This is a genomic window from Gordonia sp. i37 (genome assembly GCF_002043085.1).
Taxonomy (GTDB): Bacteria; Actinomycetota; Actinomycetes; order Mycobacteriales; family Mycobacteriaceae; genus Gordonia; species Gordonia polyisoprenivorans.
Window position 1 is genome coordinate 8900 of the sequence record NZ_MVPX01000561.1, and the last position, 20579, is coordinate 29478.

The window sequence follows — 20579 nt, forward strand, 5'->3', positions numbered from 1 at the left end:
GCCGGGCGGCCCTTCGGACGGCCGAGTCATTTCAAGAACGAGGTTGCCGAGGAAGATGATGACTGCCGATACCGAAGATGGGTACTGCTTTCCGCTGAACGACGCACAGAAGTCTCTGCTGTTGAGGCAATCCGCGATGCCAGCCGTTCCGCTGAACGTCGCGAACTACATCTTCATCGAGGGTCGACTAGGGGTTTCACGATTCCTGGATGCAATGCGTGATGAGGTGCGTGCGGGCCGCTCAGCGCAGATCAAGCTGCGGGAAGGTGCTGCCGGAACTACCGGGATGTTCGACCCGACGTTGCACAATTTCGTCGAGCACATCGACCTCCGGAACGAGGAAGATTCCTTCGGCAGTGCGCTGGAGATGATGCGCGAGGACGTCTCCAAGTCTGTCGATCCATTCATCGACAGACTTGCTCGCGGAATCCTGTTTGAACTCAGGAGCACTCGATTCGTGCTCTTCCAACGGACGCACCACATCGTCACCGATGGGCTGGGTGCCGTTAACTACATGATTCGCGGGCTCGCGAGAATTGGTGAGCGCCTCGATGGAGCTCCCGAAGTCAGCGCTCTGCGCATTCCTGACCTGCGCGCACCCGCCCGCGCGGACGCCGAGTACCGCGCCTCAAGCCGCTTCCAGACCGACCGTGACTACTGGTTGGACGTGCTTAATGGAATCGGCGGCGGAACACCGTCCCCGTCGTTGCGCGTCGGGCCGCCGGCGGCGATCAACAGAACGGTGTCGGCCGCGCTCCCCGCAACAACGATGGCCACGTTGCGGCGCGCCGCGAAGGAGCGCACCACCAGATTCCCGGCGCTCATCGCGACCACATTGGCCGCGTACTTTGCGCGCATCACCGACAGCAACGACGTCGTCATTGACCTCGCTGTCGCAGCGAGAACTGTCGCTGCTCTGCGGAACACGCCGCTGCCGACACTGAACTTCGTGCCCGTGCGGACCGGGGTGGGTTCGGCGACGACCGTTGGCGACGCACTGCGCTCTACGCAAAGCGCACTTATGGGCGCACTGCGGCATCAGCGTTACCGGCGCGACGAGATCGTTGCCGACCACGGTGGACCTATCAGCGGCCCCGTCCTCAACATCATGATGTTCGAGCGGAAGATCCAGTTCGGCGAGGTCACCGCCACCTTTCACTCCCTGACCACCGGACCCGTCGACGACTTGTCGCTCAACATCTATCCGGACATCGACGGCGACCCGAGTGTGGACGGTTCGCTCGTCGTCGAACTCGAGGCGAACCCGAATCGGTACGACGACGCCGAGGTCGTCGAGCATCATCGGCAGATCGTCGCGCTCCTGGGGGAGGTGGCTTCGGCTCTCGTTGAGGGCGGGGAGGTGGCTGTCGACGATCTGCCGATGGTGGTGGAGGAGCCGGCTGCGGTGTCGACGCCGGCCCGGCCGCGGGTGTTGACCGAGATCCTCGATAAGACCGTCGAGCGGTTCGGCGATCGGCTCGCGGTCGACGGCGGAGAGTGTGGCGAAGACGCGTTGACGTTCGCCGAACTCGATGAGCGGGCAATGGAGTTCGCCGACGAGTTGCGCGGGTGTGGGGCGCGGCCGGGGGAGACCGTGGCGATCACGCTGCCGCGTGGGGTGGAGCAGGTGATTGCGTGGTGGGCGGTTGCGCGAAGTGGGGCGGGGATTCTGCTTGTTGATCCTTCGTTGATGCGGGTGCGGGTGGAGACGATTCTGCGGGTGGCGGGGCCGGTGTGTGTGGTGTCGGAGGAGGGGGTTGAGTTTGGTGGTGGGGTGCGGGGGTCTCGAGGCTCGGCGCCTGGGGGCGCCTCGCACCTCGACCATCGGATGGAAGGTGTCGGCGGTTGGGGGGATGGTGACCATCGATCGAATAGCGCCGAGCAGCGGGGGGAAGGCGACGATCAAGTCGATCGCGTCGACCATCGGATGGAAGGTGTCGGTGGTCGGGGGGAAGGCGTCGGAGATTGGGCGGGTTCCAGCGGTGGGCTGCGGCGGTCTCGAGGCTCGGCGCCTGGGGGCGCCTCGCACCTCGACCATCGGATGGAAGACGTCGGCGATTGGAGGGGTAATAACCATCGATCAAATAGCACGGACCAGCGGGGGGAAGGGCTCGACCATCGAGGGGAGGGCGTCGGCGATAAGCCGGGGGTGGACGACGTGGCGTATGTGGTGTTCACGTCGGGGACGACGGGGGAACCCAAAGGTATTGCGGTACCGCATCGGGGACTGGCGAACCTGATTCGGGATGCGGAGTCGCTGCTCGACGACGGGAACGGGCCGGGACGGCTGGCGGCGGTCGCGTCACCGGCCTTCGACATCGCGCACTTCGAGATGCTCGCCTGCGCGGGACTCGGCTACACCCTGGTGCCGATCCCGTCGATTGACGCCGGCCTCGGCGCAACACTCGTCGAGAACGCCGTCACCCACCTGTACGCCACCCCGTCGCTCATCGCGCGCATCCCCACCCATCAACTGCCGTGGATGGTCGGCACCATCGGCGAAACTCTACCGCCGGCCGTCGCGAATCAGGTCTCACCACAACGCATCCTGCGCAACACCTACGGGCCGGCCGAGGCCACGCTGTACGCGACGGTCGCCACCCTCGATGCACCGATCCCCACCGACCGACCCACCCCAATCGGCGCCGCCGTCGACGGCATGGCCGCCTACCTCCTCGACCACCGGCTCCGCCCGCAACCGACCGGGATGATGGGCGAAATCTATCTCGCCGGGGCCCAACTCGCACTCGGGTACCTCGGCCGCACCGACCTCACCGCCGCCCGGTTCGTCGCCTGCCCTTGGCAACCCGGCACCCGCATGTACCGCACCGGCGACCTCGCCCGCATCGACCCCACCACCGGGCTCCTCGAATTCCACGGCCGCAACGACGACCAGATCTCCGTCCACGGCGTCCGCATCGAACCTGCCGAAATCGAACGCACCGCAGCCGATGTCGACGGCGTCGACGCAGCGGTCGCCATCGCCGTCCACAGCACACAGGGCACCACCATCGACGTCGCGATCACCGCTGCCACCCGACACCCTGCGGCCGACGCCCCTACCGCCCTAGCCTCGGCCGTGCGCCAGCACCTGTTCGCGACACTGCCGTCGATGATGTGGCCACGCCGCGTAGTCGCCGTCGACGAACTCCCACTCGGCACCACCGGCAAACTCGACCGACGCGCCGTCGCCACCCTCCTCGCGCACATCCCGATCACACCGATCGCCTACGAGCCGCCGACCGACGAGCACGAAACCCTGGTCGCGGCAACGGTGTCCGCCGTACTCGAAGTCGACGAGCCGTCCATGCTCGCCTCCGTGATCGACCTCGGTGGAACGTCACTGTCGGTGATGGAGATCGTCGGACGCCTCGCCACCGCCACCGGCCGCGTCCTCACCATCGCCGACATCACCGCAGCCACCACACTGCGCGACATCGCTGCCCGACTCGCCGCCGCACCGACACACACAGCACCCGCACTCACCCCGCAGACCGCCCGCGACCACTACCGGCCGACGCGCCCCCAGCAAGAACTCTGGCTCGCACACCGCTTGAACCCCGCCGACGCCGCCTACCACCTGCCCGTCCACCTCGAATTCGCGCCCGCGATCACCACGTCCGTCCTCACCGCAGCGCTGACCGACGTCGCCGCCCGACACGAGGCGCTGCGTACCGTCTTCGACCCCGCCGACGACGGAACGGCCACCGCACGAGTCCTTTCCGCCGCGCACCTCGCCGACCACCTACCGGTCACCACCGCATCCCTCGACGAGCCCGGCATCCACGCCGCAGCCACCGCGCCGTTCGACCTCAGCGCCGCCCCCGCCTGGCGGGCCACCATCGACGACTCCGGCGACGCCATCTCGGTGGTCCTCGTCGCCCACCACATCGCCGTCGACGGCACCTCCCTCCCCATCCTCGTCACCGACTTCCTCGCCGCCGTCGACGCCCGCCGCGATGGCCACGCACCCAGCTGGCCCAGTCCGGCAGCCCCGTTCAGCGCGTCGATCACCCCTAATCTCGCCGATACGACTGCGGCGCAGAACTTCTGGCGCACCCACCTCGACGGCGCACCCGACCGATCGGCACTGCCCGAACCCGCACGGCCCGGGCCGGTGAGCTATCAGCAGCGCCACCTCGACACCCCCTCTCGTGAACGGCTCGCGCAGACCGCCGCTGCAGCCGGCGGCACCGTCGCAGCCCTGTTGCGGGTCACGCTGGCCGCGGTACTCGCCCGGGTCACCGGCCTCGACGACGTCGTGCTGTCGGTGCCGACCAGCGGCCGCGCCACCACCGCCGACCTCGGTCGCGTCGGAATGTTCGTGCGCACCCTGCCCCTACGACACACAGACACCCTCGACCAGCGGCTCGGCGAGGCACTTACGCGCACCGACACGATCCTCGCCGAGGCGGTACGTCACGCCGACGCCGCACCCGCCGGCCTCGCCGACGTACTCGTCACCACCGCCGTCACACTCCCGGACGTCACCGACACCACCGGCACCCTGATCCGCACCGTCCGCCCCCTCGACACCGGATTCGCCCAGACCGCACTGCAATTCGCCATCACCGACACCACCGACGGCATCGACATCCGGATGACCGTCGACGAACACCGCGTCGACCCGGCCGGCGCAGCCCTCATCCTCGACACCTTCGCCGACGCCGTCACCCAGCTCGCCGACGCGACCGCCGACACGGTGATCGGGCAGCAGCTACCGCAGGTCGCCGCACCCGAACCCGCCGCGCGACGCACCCCCACCCTCGACCCGATCCGCGCACTCATCCCGCACACCCGCAGCACCCCGCACGCCATCGCCGTGACCGACGCACGCGGCGACCTCACCTACAGCCAACTCGCCGCCCGCGCCCGCACACTCGCAATCACCCTGCTGCGCAGCGGGGTCCGCGACGGCGATCGCGTCGCCCTGCAGATGAACCGATCGTCGGACACGATCATCGCGATGGTCGCCGCCCTGATGGCCGGCGCCGCCTACGTCCCCATCGACCCCGACCACCCGCAGTCACGCATCGACGAACTCCTCGACGCCGCAACCCCCGTCGCGATCATCGGTGACGACCTACACGTCGAAGCCCGCGGTCCCTCGACCAGCGCCGAGCACCGCGCTCCCGGCGAGGCGTACGTCATCTTCACCTCCGGCTCCACCGGAACACCCAAGGGCGTCAGCGTCAGCCGCGACAACCTCGCGACCATGCTCGGCGCCACCCTCGACGCGGTCGGCGCCGGCCCCGCAGACGTGTGGAGCTGGGCGCACTCCTACGCCTTCGACTTCTCCGTGTGGGAGATCTTCGGGGCGCTGGCCTCCGGCGGACGCATCGCCGTGCTCGACCGCACCACCGTCCGCGACCCACGCCTACTCCTCGACGCCCTCGCCACCCACGGCGTCACCATCTTGTCGCAGACTCCCACCGCCTTCGTCCGGCTCACCGACCCCGACATCGTCGGCGACGACGGCGATCTTCCGGCGTTGCGGACCGTCGTCTTCGGCGGCGAAGCCCTCCACCCCACCGCGCTACATGATTGGGGGGCAACCCATTCCGGCACACGCCTGATCAACATGTACGGCATCACCGAGACCACCGTGCATCTCACCGCCGCCGACGTCGACACCACCGACGCCCGCAGCATCATCGGCACACCGCTTGACGGCGTGCACCTCTCGGTCCGCGACGCCCGCGGGCGCCGCGTTCCCGTGGGCGGGCGCGGCGAACTGTACGTTTCCGGGCGGCAGGTCTCCCGTGGCTACCTCAACGCGGCCGCGGCGACCGCCACCCGCTTCGTCGCCGACCCCGAACAGACCGGCGCACGCATGTACCGCACCGGCGACCTCGTGCGCATCCTGCCCGACGGCCGCCTCGCCTACCTCGGCCGCACCGACGACCAGATCCAACTGCGCGGCCACCGCATCGAACCCGCCGAGATCGCCGCCGTCCTGCGCCGACTACCCGGCGTCACCGACGCCCGCGTCCTCGTCGAACCCGGCACCCGCGCCGGCGACGAACGGCTCGTCGCCGCGGTCACCGGCTCTGACGGATTGGACGAGGCCGTCCTCCGCACCGAGTGCGCAGCCCAGCTCCCCGCCTATGCGGTGCCGTCGCACATCGGCGTCGTCGACTCGTGGCCCGTCACCGACACCGGGAAACTCGACCGCGCAACACTCCTCACGGCGATCACCGCAACAGCCTCACCCTTGCGACCACTCACCGACGCCGAACAGCAGGTCGCCGCGGTGATCGCCGAGGTCATCGGCCTCGACGCCGTGGACGCCGACGCCAACTTCTTTGCCCTGGGCGGCAACTCGCTATCGGCGGCACGCCTGGCGGCCAAGCTCAGCGGACCACAATCGTTGGTCACCGTCGGCGACGTGTTCGCCCATCCGACGGTGTCGGCGCTCACCGCGCTGATGGGCCGGCCCGGGGAAGTGGCGGTGGGTGAGCCGCCTACGCTCCCTGGGGCGCAACTCACTGCGGCTCAACTCACTGGGGCGCAACGGGCGCTGTGGATTCTCAATCGCGTCGAACCATCTGCGGCCTATCACCTCGCCGTGCGAATCCGGTTGAGCAGCAGCGCCGGTCGGGGAGTGCTCGAGGCCGCGCTGCGTGACGTCGCCGACCGGCACGAGGCGTTGCGGACGATCTACCCCGAGGTCGACGGGGAGCCTGTGCCACGGGTGCTCTCGACGGACGAGATCACGCCGATCACCGACCTGGATGAGCGCTCGGCAGTGCGCACACCGTTCGACCTGAGCACCGACTGCGGCTGGCGGTCCGTGATCACCGACGACGGCGCCGAGCTGATCCTCGTGGCTCACCACATCGCCGTCGACGGTTGGTCGGCGCCGGTGCTGGTCACCGACTTCCTGCACGCCCTCGACGCCCGGCGCGACGGTTCGGCGCCGCATTGGCCCGAGCCGCAGAAGCGTGCGGCCACGCGACATGTGCCGGCCGAGCTCGACTACTGGACCACGCACCTCGCCGGTGCCCTCACCACACTGGCACTGCCCGAGCCGCCCGACCCGCACCCCACCGGGCTGACCGGCGGGCCGGCTGTGGTGGTGCACTCCACGCTCGACGCGGCCACCGCGGCCGCCCTGGCACAGCGGGCCGCCGACGCCGGGACCACCGTGTACGCGCTGCTCTGGGTGGCGCTCGCCGCCACCCTCGCCGAGGTCACCGGCACCGATGACGCCGTCATCGGCATCCCCGTCGCCGGTCGCGACGACCCGGCCACCCACGGTCTGGTCGGGATGCTCGCACGCACAGTGCCGTTGCGCGCCAAAAGCATTCGATCGTCACCCGTCGACGACGCGCTGGCGCAGGCGCACGCCGCCTTCGCCGCGGGGATGGCGCACGCCGAGGCCGCACCGGTCACCGTGCCACCCGTGCTCCTCGACCACGACGCCGCGCCGCCGGTTCCGCCGGGCATCGCCGAGTACCAGGCACTGCCCACCGGGCAGGCGCGCACCGCACTGGAGGTCACCGTCCGCGACACCGGCACCGGCATGACCGTCGCGCTGTCGGTGGCCGAGCACCACGTCGACTCCGCGGCCGGACCTGTTCTGCTGCAACGGTTCCTTTCGGTGCTGCGAAGGTTGGCCACGGCGACGGATGTTCGCGTCGACGATCTGTTGCCTGCCGCCGAGCCGATCGCGTCGCCTGCCCGCACGGCCGAACCCGCCGATGTGCTCGACCTCCTGCGAGATGTGGGCGCACGTCACCCGGAGACGATTGCCGTTGCGGGCGAGCACGGTTCGCTGACGTATGCGGAGCTGCTGGCGCGGGCGAGTGCGTATGCCGCGGATCTCGCGGTCAGCGGGGTGGGGGCTGGTGATCGGGTGCCGTTGACGCTGCCGCCGTCGGTGGATGCGGTCGTCGCGATGGTCGGCGTGCTGATGGCCGACGCGGTGGTCGTGCCGATCGACCCGGCCGCACCGCAGGAGCGGGTCGCGGCGATGCTCGCCCGGTGCGAGACGGCGACGGCCCCAGGCGATGCGTACGTCATGCACACCTCCGGATCGACGGGAACACCCAAGGGTGTCATCGCCACCCGCGCCGGACTGGCCGCCATGCTCGCCGCCTCCCGCGACCTCATCGACCCCCGACCGGGCGACGTGTGGGCGTGCACCCATGCCCCCACCTTCGATGTGTCGGTGTGGGAGATCTTCGGGGCGCTCACCTCGGGTGGCACCGTCGCTATCGTGCGCCGCGACGACGTCGTCGACGTGGAGCGCTTCGTCGACGCCCTCGACCACCACGGCGTCACCATCCTCGCCCACACGCCCACGTCGTTCGTCCGGCTCACCGACCCGACACTCGGCAGACACCGGCTCCGTACGCTGCGGTGCCTGGTGCTCGGCGGCGAAGCCTTCGACCCGACCGCACTGCAGCAGTGGGCACACCGGCATCCCGACGTCCGGCTCGTCACCATGTACGGGCCCACCGAGACCACCGTCCAGGTGACCGGCGGCGACATCGACGTCGATGACCACCGACCCCTCATCGGCCGACCACTCGCCGGCGTCGGCGCGGACGTGCTCGACGCGCACGGCCGCCCGGTCCCGATCGGCGGACGCGGCGAGTTGTACCTCACCGGAACACAACTCGCCCGCGGATACATCGACCCCGCCGAAACCGCGGCACGCTTCGTCGCCGCACCCGACGGCACACGCCGATACCGCACCGGCGACCTGGTGCGCCGCCTGCCCGACGGCCGACTGGCCTACCTCGGCCGCACCGACGACCAGGTTCAGATCCGCGGATACCGCGTCGAACCCGCCGCCGTCGTGTCGGTCCTCCGATCCGTGCCCGGGGTGGTCGACGCGCGGGTCGTCGTCGACTCGGGTGCACAGCGAGGCGACGAGCGGCTCGTCGGATTCGTGATCGGCGGCACCGACGAGACGACACTCCTGGATGACTGTGCCGCAGCACTTCCCGCACATCAGATGCCCGCGCGGATCGGATTCGTCGACCGGTGGCCGCTGACCGCACACGGCAAACTCGATCGAGAAGCGTTGCTGCGCGGCCTCACTGCGCCCGACGTGCGTGAGCCGGGTGACCTGACCGATCGCGAACAGGTGATCGCCGACGCGATGGCCGCCACCCTCGGCGATGCACCATCCATCACCGCCGACACCAACTTCTTTGCCGTGGGCGGCAACTCGCTGTCGGCGGCGCGCCTGGCCAGCCGGTTGACCCAATCGGGGCTCGCGATCTCGGTGACCGACGTCTTCGCCGCTCCCACCGTCCGGGATCTGGCCGCGCTGGATGCCGTGGTGACGGACGGCGTTCCCGATCTGGATGGTGTTTGGCCCCAGCCCGATCGGCTTCCGCTGGCGCCCGAACAAGAAGACCTGTGGCTGCGGTGGCGCGCCGAACCCGACCGCACCGGATACCTCATGACCATGGCAATCCCGGTCGCCGAGATCTGGGACGGCAGCGTCGACGACTTGCGCGGCGCACTCACCTCCGTCGCCCTGACCTACGACGCGCTGCGCATCAGCTTCCCGATCGCCGACGACGGCACGCCCTACCAGGAGCGCTGGACCGACGAAGGCGTCCGCGCCCATCTGGGTGCTCTCGGGGTCACCGAGGTCGCCGACGTCCGGGAGGCGCTCGCCGCGCTGGCCGAGCCGATCGACCTGACGACCAGCCTCCCGTGGCGCCTCGCCCTCGCTGAACACGACCGCGTTGCATGGGTTCTCGTCGCCGTCCACCACATCGTCGCCGATGGCGAAACGCTGCCGATCCTGCGGTCAGCACTCGGCCGAACCGTCCCTCCCGCCGTCGACTACCGGCGCTACACCCAGTGGCGCCTCGACACCCTCGCCGCCCGCCGAGCCGAACTCACCGCCTACTGGACGTCGGTGTTCACCGAACCCGTTGCCACGCTGCAACTCCCCGAGATCGACCTCGATGCACCGGCCGGCGGCCGTCCCCGACACAGCGCGGTGGCGCTCTCCGTAGAGACCACCGCGCAACTCGACGCGCTCGCCGCCGATGCGCGCAGCACCCCATTCATCGTGCTGCACACCGTCCTCGCGATGATCCTCGCCCGACAGTCCGGCAGCGACGTCGTCACCATCGGCACCGCACTGTCCGGACGAGTCGACCCGCGCCTGGCCGACGTCCCCGGACTCTTCGCCCGCGCCGTCCCGCTGCACACCCGCGTCGACCTCGACCTCCCCTTCACCGACCTCCTCGCCAGGGTTACCGCCACCGACGTCGGCGCGCTCGCCCACGCCGACCTGCCGCTGTCGGCGATCGGCCGCATCGCCGACCCCGACCGCGACCGCGCCGGTCGCCCACTTTTCGACGTCGTCCTCGGCGCCGTCCCCGACGACGTCGCGTCGCGCTACTCCGGCGCCACCGCACCACTGTTCGGCATCGACGTGATGAGCCACCGCCGCGATGGACGAGCACACCTCGACCTCACCTGCGGGGAACGCGTCACCGACCAACCTCGACTCGACGCTCTCGCCTCGCTCCTCGGGTCGGTGCTCGAACAGGCTGTGGCACAACCTGAACGGACCGTGGCTGACCTCCTCGGCGGACCGGCAGTGCGACGTGTGGAGCCACCACCGCCGGAGACGCTGGCCGAGCCGCTCGACGCGCAGCTCGCCACACCGTCGGCGATCGCCATCGACGACGCCGCGCACCGCATCCCCGGATGCGGTGCCGCGCTGCGTTACGGCGACGTCGACCGCCTCGCCGACGCGCTCGCGTGGCGGCTGCGCGAGCAGGGGATCGGACCGGGTCAGGTGGTGGCGTGTCACCTGCCGCGGTCGGTGTTCGGGGTGGTGGCGACCGTGGCGATCGCCCGCACCGGCGCGGTCTTCGTCGCCGTCGACCCCGCCGACCCCGCAACCCGACGCCGCGACATCCTCGACCGTGCCCGTGCTGCCGTGGTTCTCACGCTCGTCGCCGACGAGGTGCCGGACGTGGCTGCGGTGCCGGTGATCGCTGTCGACAATCCGTACCTGTACCCGGCCGAACGGCGACGATTCACCCGCGCCGACCGGGTGCGCCCGCTGCACGTCGATGACGCCGCCTACCTCACCTTCACCTCGGGGACCACGGGCCGGCCCAAGGGCGTTGTCGTCACCCATCGCGGACTCGCCGGCTGGGCCCGCGACACCGTCCGACGCCTCGAGCTGACGTCCCTCGATCGCGTAATGCACACGTACGCCGTCGGTTTCGACGCGCACCTGATGGGCATCGTGCCCGTTCTCGCCGCAGGCGCCTGCGTCGTGATCTGCCCGCCGGAGGTGATCGGCGGCGACGACCTCGCCGACCACATCGCCGACACCGAAACCACCGTGCTGCTGACGACGCCGTCGGTGCTGTCGACGATCAGCCCCGCGCAGGTGCCGGAGGTCCGGCACGTCGCGGTCGGTGGGGAAGCGCTGAGCGCCCGGCTGGCCGGAACGTGGATGGCGCACGGGCACACCGTCAGCAACGAGTACGGGCCCACCGAGACGACGGTCGCCGTCACCAGCGCGCGGTGCCGCCCCGACGGCCCGATCACCATCGGCGCCACCATGCCCGGAGTCGACGCCGTCATCCTCGACGACGCGTTGCGGCCGGTACCCGACTACACGATCGGCGAACTGTACATCGGCGGAAGCGCCCTGGCGCGAGGCTATCTCGACGATCCGGCCGGCACGGCGGCCGCCTTCGTTGCCGGCCCCGACGGGACGCGGATGTACCGCACCGGCGACCTCGTCCACCGCCGCGCCGACGGCGACCTCGTCATCCACGGACGTCGCGACGATCAGCTGAAGGTGCGCGGCATCCGGATCGAACCGGCGGAGGTGGAGGCCGCGCTCGCCGGTCTTGCGGATGTGAGCGAAGCGGTCGTCGCCGCCCGTCGCACTCCAGCCGGTGAGCGGGTGCTCGCCGCATGGGTCATTCCGGCACCCGGTTCCCCCGTGGACAGTGCGAGCCTGCGGGAACAGGTGCGTACGGTGTTGCCGCGCAGCGTGGTTCCCGCGTCGATCACACTCGTCGATCGGCTGCCACTCGGCCCGACCGGCAAGGTCGACCGCAGCCGCCTGCCCGCCCCGGACCTCGCCGGTGATGTCGCGGAGATTGTCGCCCCACGCACCGAGCTGGAGCGGATGGTGGCGGTCGTGTACGGCGAGGTCCTCGGCGTCGACGAGGTGCACGCGCACGCCGACTTCTTTGCCCTCGGCGGTACGTCGTTGTCGGCGACACAGGTCGCCTCACGGCTCTCCGAACGCCTCGGCGCCGACGTCGCGGTCCGCACTCTGTTCGACGCCCGGACCGTCGCCGCCCTCGCCGCGGCGATCCCGGCGGCCTCCGATGCGCCGGTCGCTGTGCCGCGCCACCTGCCCCGACCGGAGCGGCTGCCGCTGGCATACCCGCAGCGGCGCATCTGGATTCAACACCTCCGTGCCCCGTCGTCGACGGCGTACCACGTGCCGTTGGTGGTGCGGCTGACCGGAGCCGTCGACGTCGACCGGCTCGCCAAGGCGATGGTCGCGGTACTCGGCCGCCACGAGAGCCTGCGGACCGTCATCGACGACGGACCGTGGCAGCGACTTGCCAACAGCGCCGACGTCCGCATCGTCCGGGTGAACGACGATGTGGGCGCGGCCATTCGGGACGAGATCACGCGACCCTTCGACCTGGAAATCGAGATCGGTGTTCGCGCAGTCCTGTTCGAGAGCGCCGACCACATCGTTGTGGCCGTGACCGCACACCACATCGCGCTCGACGGCTGGTCGGTGCGACTGCTCCTCGGTGAGCTCGCCCAGGCCTACACCGGCACCGAGTTGGCTCCGCCCGCACTCACCTACGGCGACTACACTCAGTGGCACCTCGCGCTGCTCGGCGACCCGGACGATCCGTCGAGCCGCTACTCCCGCGAGATCCGGCACTGGCAAGAGACATTGGCCGGTGTCGTCCCGTTCCGCGCGCCCGGTGTCGGTGGGGACGTCGGAGCGGGCGGCCGTATCACCCACGGCCTCGACGTCGAGGTCACCACCGCGATCACCGCTGCGGCACAACGGGAATCGGCAACCCTGTTCCAAGCGGCTCATGCCGCGCTGGCGTCGGTTCTCGGTCGCTGGGCACGACGCGATGATGTGGTCATCGCGATGCCCGTGCACGGGCGGTCGGCACCGCAGTGGGAGTCGGTGGTCGGGATGTTTGTCAACACCGTCGCCCTGCGGACCCGGATCGACGCCACCACGTCGATGCGGTCGGCGGTGCGGCAGGCGCGCGACGTCGCGCTCGACGCCCTCGATCACGCCGAGGTGCCCTACGAGGCGGTGGCCGCAGCAGTCCGGCCCGGTGCCCGCGACGGTATCGACCCGCTCACCTCGATCCTGCTCGTCGGCCAGGACGTGGTACCCGCGCTCGACGGACCCGTCGTGCTCGCCGACGGGGTGCGCGCGGAGCCCGTGCCGCTCGATGGAGATGCGGTGGCCGCGAAACTCGACGCCGAGCTGGTGATCACCGTCGTCGATGGGCACCTCGAGGTGACCGCGGTGTATTCACCGCGGGTACCGGCCGAGGTGGCCGATGCGCTGCTCGCCGACGTGTGCGCGGCACTCGCGGCGATGGCCGACGACCTCGGCCGACCGTTCCCCGAGCTGATGGCGCTACCGGCCGGGGTGGTGGCGGGGGTGGTGGCCGAGGAGGTGACGCCGCGGCCTATTGCTGCTGTCGGCGAGGCGAACTCGCTTGATGTGGATACGGTGCGGATGGTGATGGCCGACATCCTCGGCGTCGACGACGTCGCGGCCGACGCGGACTTCTTCACGCTCGGCGGGACGTCGTTGTCGGCGACGCAGGTGTCGTCGAGGTTGGGACGGGACCTGGGGGTGCGGGTACCGACCGCCCTCGTCTTCGACCATCCGACGCCGCGCGCCCTGGCGAGCGCTGTCGCGGGTGTGGTGAGCGCTGTCGGCGGTGAGGTGGGCGCTGTCGGCGGTGGGGAGGGTGCTGTCGGTGGGGAGTGGGTGCCGCTGGCGCCGACGCAACGACGACTGTGGACCGCGGCGTCCATGGCCGAGGCCGCACCCCTCTACGCGGTGCCCGTCGTGGTGCCGGTACCCGACGGCGTGTCCGTCGAGCAGGCGGCCGACGCTCTGCGCGCCGTGATCGCCCGCCACCAGGCCTTGCGTCTGGCCTACGGCGACACGGGGAGTGGCCCGCGCCAGCGGGTCGTCGAGGGCTGGTCACCGGACGTCGAGATCCTCGCCGCCGAGTCGTTGGACGATAATGTGCTGACCGGTTTGCTGCACCTCCCGCCTGCCAACTCCGCCGGCCAACCGCCGGTGCGAGCGCTCATCGTCAGCGTGCTCACGGACACCGGCGAGCGTCCACTCGCGATGGGCATCCTCGCCCACCACATCAGCATCGACGGCGAATCCGCGGCCATGATCGCCGCCGACCTCACCGCCGCAGTGATGGGCACCCCGCTCGGTCCGTCGACGGGTGATTTTCTCGGTGCCGCAGCAGAACTCGACGCGCGAGAACGTACCGAACGCGCTCACCTGCTGGAGTTCTGGGAGCAAGCGCTCGACGGATACGCCGACGACCTCGGCCTCGTCGAACACCGACCCGTCGTGCGTGACCTCTCGACGGCAACCGTGCGTCGCACCCTCACCCGCCAGCTCACCGACAAGATCCGCAGCACCGCACGCGCCCACCACGCCTCCGAGTTCCACATCCTGCACGCGGCAACAGCATTCGCGCTGAGCGTGCAGGCCGGCGCCGACGACATCGCCATGGCCACCCCCGTCTCGCTGCGCGGCGACGACCGGTGGCGGTCGGTGGTCGGCATGCTCGTGTCGACCGTGGTGGTGCGCACCCGGATCGGGGCCGTCGGCACCGTCGAGGAACTCATCAACATGGTGCGCGACGACGACCTCGCGGCCACCGACCATGCCCTCGTCGCCTTCGACGACGTCGTCGACCATCTCGGTGTCACCCGCGTCGTCGGCCGACATCCCCTGGTGCAGATCATGTTCTCGGTGGTCGACGGAGCCATGGCGTCGGGCTCAGCGGCAGCCGCCGGCACCGTGCCCGGCATCGACGAGTTCAGCCCGAGAAGCGAATTCGATCTGCAGGTGATCATCACACTCGACCCCGAGGGACACCGCATCGACGTGATCTATGCGCGACAACTGTTCTCGGAGGCTCAGATCAACACGATCGTCCGGAGAATCGGCACCGCACTGCAGATCGTCACCGGCGACGGAACACAGCGCCTCGACCCCACCCGTCTGCTGAGCCGGCGCGAGTCGGAGTTCATCCTCGAGCATGCGGGCGCCACCCCCGACAGCGTCGAACCGCCACTGCTGCACGACATTCTCGACGCGGCCGTGCGTCGGCATGCGAACGTGATGGCCGTCGGCGACGGTGTACGGCATCTCACCTTTGCCGAGCTCGACGCCTGGGTCTCGGTGACCGTCCGCAGCTTCGCCGACCGCGGTGTGCGCGTGGGAGATCGGGTCGGGCTGCTCATCGACCGATCCGTCGAATGGGTGGTGGCGTGGTGGGCGGTGAGCCGGCTCGGGGCGGTGATCGTGGCCGTCGACGTCGATCATCCGGCCGCCCGCATCGAGAAGACCCTCGCGCTTGCGCAGGCCCGACCGGTGACCCGTCACGATATTCCACCCCAGCCTCACGGTCCGGTTACACCTGTTCCAGCACAACGTGTCTCACCCGATGCGCTCGCCTACATCATCACCACCTCCGGCACCACGGGCACCCCCAGCGCGGTCGCGGTCACCCATCGTGGGCTGCACCGCTGCACCCGGGTGAGTGGCATCTCGGTGTTGGACCGGGTCGCGTTCACCACCGGCCCGGCGTTCGACGCGTCGATCATGGCGATCCTGTCGGCGGTCGGAGCGGGTGCGGCACTGGTGGTTGCGCCGTCGACGGTGCGCGCCGGCACCGAGCTGACCGGGTGGTTACGCGATGTCGGCGCCACCGTGATGCTCGGGACGCCGTCGGTGATGCAAACCGTCGACCCCGCGGCGTTGCCGTCGATGCGTCGCGTGTTCATCGGGGGAGAAGCGTTGCCGCGCACGCTTGCCGACCAGTGGTCGGCGCACACCGAGGTCGACAACGTCTACGGCCCCACCGAAGCGACCGTCTGGGTGACCGGCGCCCCCTATCGTTCCGACGAACCGAATCGGATCGGATACCCGCTGCCCGGCATCGGAACCATCATTCTGGACCGGCGCTTGCGACCGGTTGCACCCGGTGTGATCGGCGAACTGTACTTTGCCGGAACCGGATTGGCGCGCGGATATTTTGGTGATCCCGGCAAGACCGCCGTACGGTTCGTCGCCGGCCCGGGTGGCGAACGGCTCTATCGCACCGGTGATCTCGTGCGTTGGGACCGGCGCGGCGGTGGCCTGATCTATGTGGGGCGCGTCGACCGGCAGATCAAGATCCGCGGGCAACGCGTCGAACCCGCCGAGATCGACGCCGTGCTCTTGGGATCGGGGGCGGCGCAGGCGGCGACCGTCGTCCGGCCGGGTCCGGCGGGTGCCGCCCTGATCTCGTACGTTGTCGGTGACGCGGCCGACGTCGAGCGGATGCGCCGCGCGGTCGTCCGCATGCTCCCGCGGCACATGGTGCCCGCGCAGATCATCGCCGTCGACTCGCTCCCGCACACCAGCGCGGGCAAACTCGACGACGCGGCGCTCCCCTCGCCGCAGTGGACCCGATCCGGTCGAGCACCGGCCACCGCCCACGATCACGCGGTGTGCGCGGCGTTCGAGTTCGTCCTCGGGGTGCCGGTCGGCATGGACGACGACTTCTTCGACGCCGGTGGAAACTCGTTGGCGCTGATTGCGTTACGTGACGAGATCGAGCACCGTACCGGGTTGCGGATGTCGGTTGCCGAGTTGTTCGCGCACGCGACCCCCGCCGGCGTTGTCGCCGGCGGTGACCGGCTTCTGGAGCACCGGGTGGTGGAGTTGTCGGGGGAGCGCGCGGCGCGCAAGGCCATGGTGGGGGAGAGCGCGCCGCTGTGGGTGGTGCACACCGTGACGGGCATCGTCACCGACTACGCCACGCTGGCCCACGCGATGCCGCATCGTCGCGTGCTCGGCGTCCAGCTGCCCGAGCTCCTCGACACCGCGCACGCGATGCCGGAGTCGTTGGCCGCCATCGCGGCACGTCACGTGACCGCGATCCGCGAGCGTCAACCCGACGGTCCGTATCGACTGATCGGGTGGTCGTACGGTGGGGTGCTCGCCCACGAGATCGCCCGGCAGATCGTCGAGAGTGGCGGAGAGATCGCGCTGCTGGTGCTTCTCGACCCGCGGACCCCGGCCGAACTCGTCGCCGCCGAACTCGAGGGCGTCGCCGACGACGATGCGGCCCGGCTCGACGAGCTGCTGCAACCACTCGCCGCCGCCGACCCCGACCTGGCGGCCACCGTCACCCACCGCATCGGGATGGTCGTCGACGGGTTGCGCCGACATCAGCCGTCGTCGGTGACCGCAGGTAGGGTCCTGTATCTGGCGTCGAACGACGGCGGCATGGATGTGGACGTGAAGAGGCAGGCGGGGGCGCCGTATCTCGACGGTGACGTCGAGGTGATAGAGACCGGCCGTGCGCACGCCGACCTCGGCGGGCCGGCGTCGATGCGGCAGATCGCGAAACTAGTCGAGGAGCATTGGTGAGCGAAGGACAGAGCAGTCCGGGAGACCGGCCCCAATCGATTCTGTTCGTGTGCACGGGCAACATCTGTCGGTCGCCGATCGCCGAGCGCATTCTGCGGACACTTGCCGATACCGCCGGGGTGTCGGTGACGGTGACCAGCGCCGGTGTCGGCGCGCAGAACGGCGCGCCGATGCATCCGCTGTCGGTGGAGGTGCTCGACGAACACGGCTACGACGCAGCCGGATTCGAGGCCCACTACCTCCGGCCGCAGATCCTCGACGGCGCCGACCTGGTGCTGACGATGACCCGCGAACACCGCGCCGCATGCCAGCGGACGACACCCGCGCGGTGGAAGCGGATGTTCACGCTCAACGAGTTCGTCGAGTTGGTCGGAGAACTTGACGGTGCCGGCCTGTCGACGGTGATCGACTCGCGAGCACGGATCGACACCAATGCCGAGCGCCTCGACATCGTCGACCCGATGGGGCAGCCGAAGGAGGCGTTCGAGCGGGTATTCGCCGAGATCGAACCGCGGGTGCTCGACGTGGCGTCGTGGTTGGCCGGCGGTGCGGCTGTGGACCTGCCCGGTGGTCGTGTGCCGGAGCCGGTACCCGTCGAGCCCGTGGTCGACGACCGTCCGCCGCCGGAGGACCCGGGGTCGGCGTCGTCGGGTGACGAGACGCCGCGCGCCCGGTGGTGGCGGAATCGGTGGCTGTGGATCGTCCTCGGTGTGGTCATCGCTGTGGTGGTGATCGGTGTTGCGTGGCTTGCCTATTCGGCGTTCGCGGCGAAGGGGGAGTTGGAGTCGGCGCGCACCGATGCGCAACGCGCGCGCGCCGCGATCCTCGACGGCGACCAGAAGACGGCCAAGCAGGCCGCGCAGTCGGCCGCCGACGAGGCGGGTAGTGCCGCAGACCGCACCGACGGGGTGGTGTGGTCGGCGGCCGCGGCCATCCCGTGGCTCGGCAAACCACTCGACTCGGTGACCCAGATCAGTTCCGCGGTCTCGGACTACGCCTCGCAGGTACTGGTGCCGTCGGCGGATCTGTCGTCGGTGCTCTCGCCGTCCCAGCTGCGCCGCGGCGACACCATCTCCACCGCCCCGCTGCGGCAAGCGCAACCACAGCTCGCGGCGATCGCGGAGAAGTCCGACGCGATCGCCACACGCGCCGCCGGAATCGATCCCAGCTGGTCGGGCACCGTCGCCGACGCCCGCAACCAGCTCGTCGACCTGCTCGACCGGGCCAACACCACCGTGCAGGGCACCGATGTTGCTGCGCAACTGGTTCCGTCGATGCTCAGCGCCGACGGGCCGCGCAACTACATCCTCGCCCTGCAGACGCCGTCGGAGTCTCGGGGGACCGGTGGCCTCGTCGGCGGGTTCGCGATCATCAACGCCGCCGACGGCCGGGTGACCGCGCCGACGTTGGGTGCCAACTCGGACTTCCGTAATCCGACGCGTCCGCAGATCGATCTGGGGCAGGAGTACGACTGGCTGTTCGACTCGTTCAAGCCCTACACCGACTTCCGCAACTCCAATCTGAGCCCGAACTTTCCCGACGCCGCCCGGATCTGGATCGCCAACTGGAAGTCGCAGACCGGTCAGCAACTCGACGGTGCCGTCGCGCTCGACCCGATCGCGATGAGCTACGTCCTGAAGGTGACCGGGCCGGTCACGCTGCCGAGCGGGGAGAAGATCACCGCCGACAACATCGTCCCGATCACCCTGTCGACGGCGTATCAACGCTTCGCCGACAACAATGATGCGCGAAAAGCGTATCTGCAGAGCATCTCCCGGGCCGTCGTCGGCCAGATCTCCGGTTTCCGCGGCGACACCGGTGCGCTCCTCGAAGCGCTGGGTCGTGGAGTGCACGAGCGACGGATCATGGTCTACAGCGCCGATCCCGCCGAGCAGAAGATCCTGGAGTCCACCGACCTCGGACACCAGATCCCCGACACATCGGCACCGTATCTGCAGGTCGCGCTGTCCAACGCTGCCGGTAACAAGCTCGACTACTACCTGCGCCGGGAGATCTCCTATCAGGCAGCCGGATGCGGCGGGGACTCGCGGAAGAGCACGGTGACCGTCACGCTCACCAATACCCTCGACAACCTGTCTCTGCCCGACTACGTCGTCGCACCCAACGGCACCAACCTATCGGTGGCCCGCGGAACGAACCTGGTCAACGTCGCGATGCTGACCACCAAGGGCGCGACCGTCACCTCGCTGACCGTCGACGGCGTCGGCCCGCTCTACACCAACGAAACCCTCAACGGCCGCCCCTACGTCTCGACTCTGGTGCGCGTGCCGCCCGGTCAGAAGGTCACCGTCACCATGGACCTCGAGGAGCCGACGTCGGCGCACGGCCCCGCCGACGTCCCCATCCAGCCCCTCGTCGACACCCCGCAGGTAAAGGTGGATGTGCCGGCCTGCCGGTGATCGGCCCCGGCCCTTTCCCTGTGGTCCTTCACCCGGTCGCCCTTGCCCCGAGTCCTTCACCCGGTGGCCCTTTCCTCGGTCGTCGAGGTGTGACGAGCCGCTAGGCGAGGAGCCTCGAGACGTGGTGACCCGGTGCTGGGTGTCGGCCCGGTGTGAATATAACTTCCACGGAATCGGCTCGAAAACCCTGTTTTTCGGGGGCGGTGGTCCGCTGTGGTGGAAGTTGTATTCGTAGTCGGGTGGTTCCAGCGTCGGCGTGCGGTGGTCTCGAGACGCGTCGTGCTCGCTGCGCTCGCTCGGCGCTCCTCGACCATCGGAGGGGGATCGCGCTCGGTGGCATCGAAGGGTGGCGCTCCTCGACCAGCGGGAAAAGGGGGGCGCGCTCGGTGGCATCGAAGGGTGGCGCTCCTCGACCAGCGGGAAAAGGGGAGCGCGCTCGGCGGCGTCGAAGGGCGGCGCTTTTC

At 69.8% G+C, this 20579-nt stretch carries 2 protein-coding genes; both read left to right on the forward strand.

Annotated features, from left to right (window positions below; genetic code table 11):
* The first annotated feature begins 58 nt into the window (after positions 1-58).
* Positions 59-17695 carry a non-ribosomal peptide synthetase gene (locus B1964_RS27795; protein WP_253194243.1) on the forward strand — a complete coding sequence of 5879 codons (17637 nt, stop codon included), beginning with the start codon at positions 59-61 and terminating at the stop codon, positions 17693-17695.
* Positions 17692-20115 (forward strand): DUF4012 domain-containing protein, encoded by a 2424-nt coding sequence (locus B1964_RS27800; RefSeq protein ID WP_079932126.1) that lies wholly within the window; start codon positions 17692-17694, stop codon positions 20113-20115. Before B1964_RS27795 ends, B1964_RS27800 begins: the two co-directional genes overlap by 4 nt.
* Positions 20116-20579 lie beyond the last annotated feature (464 nt).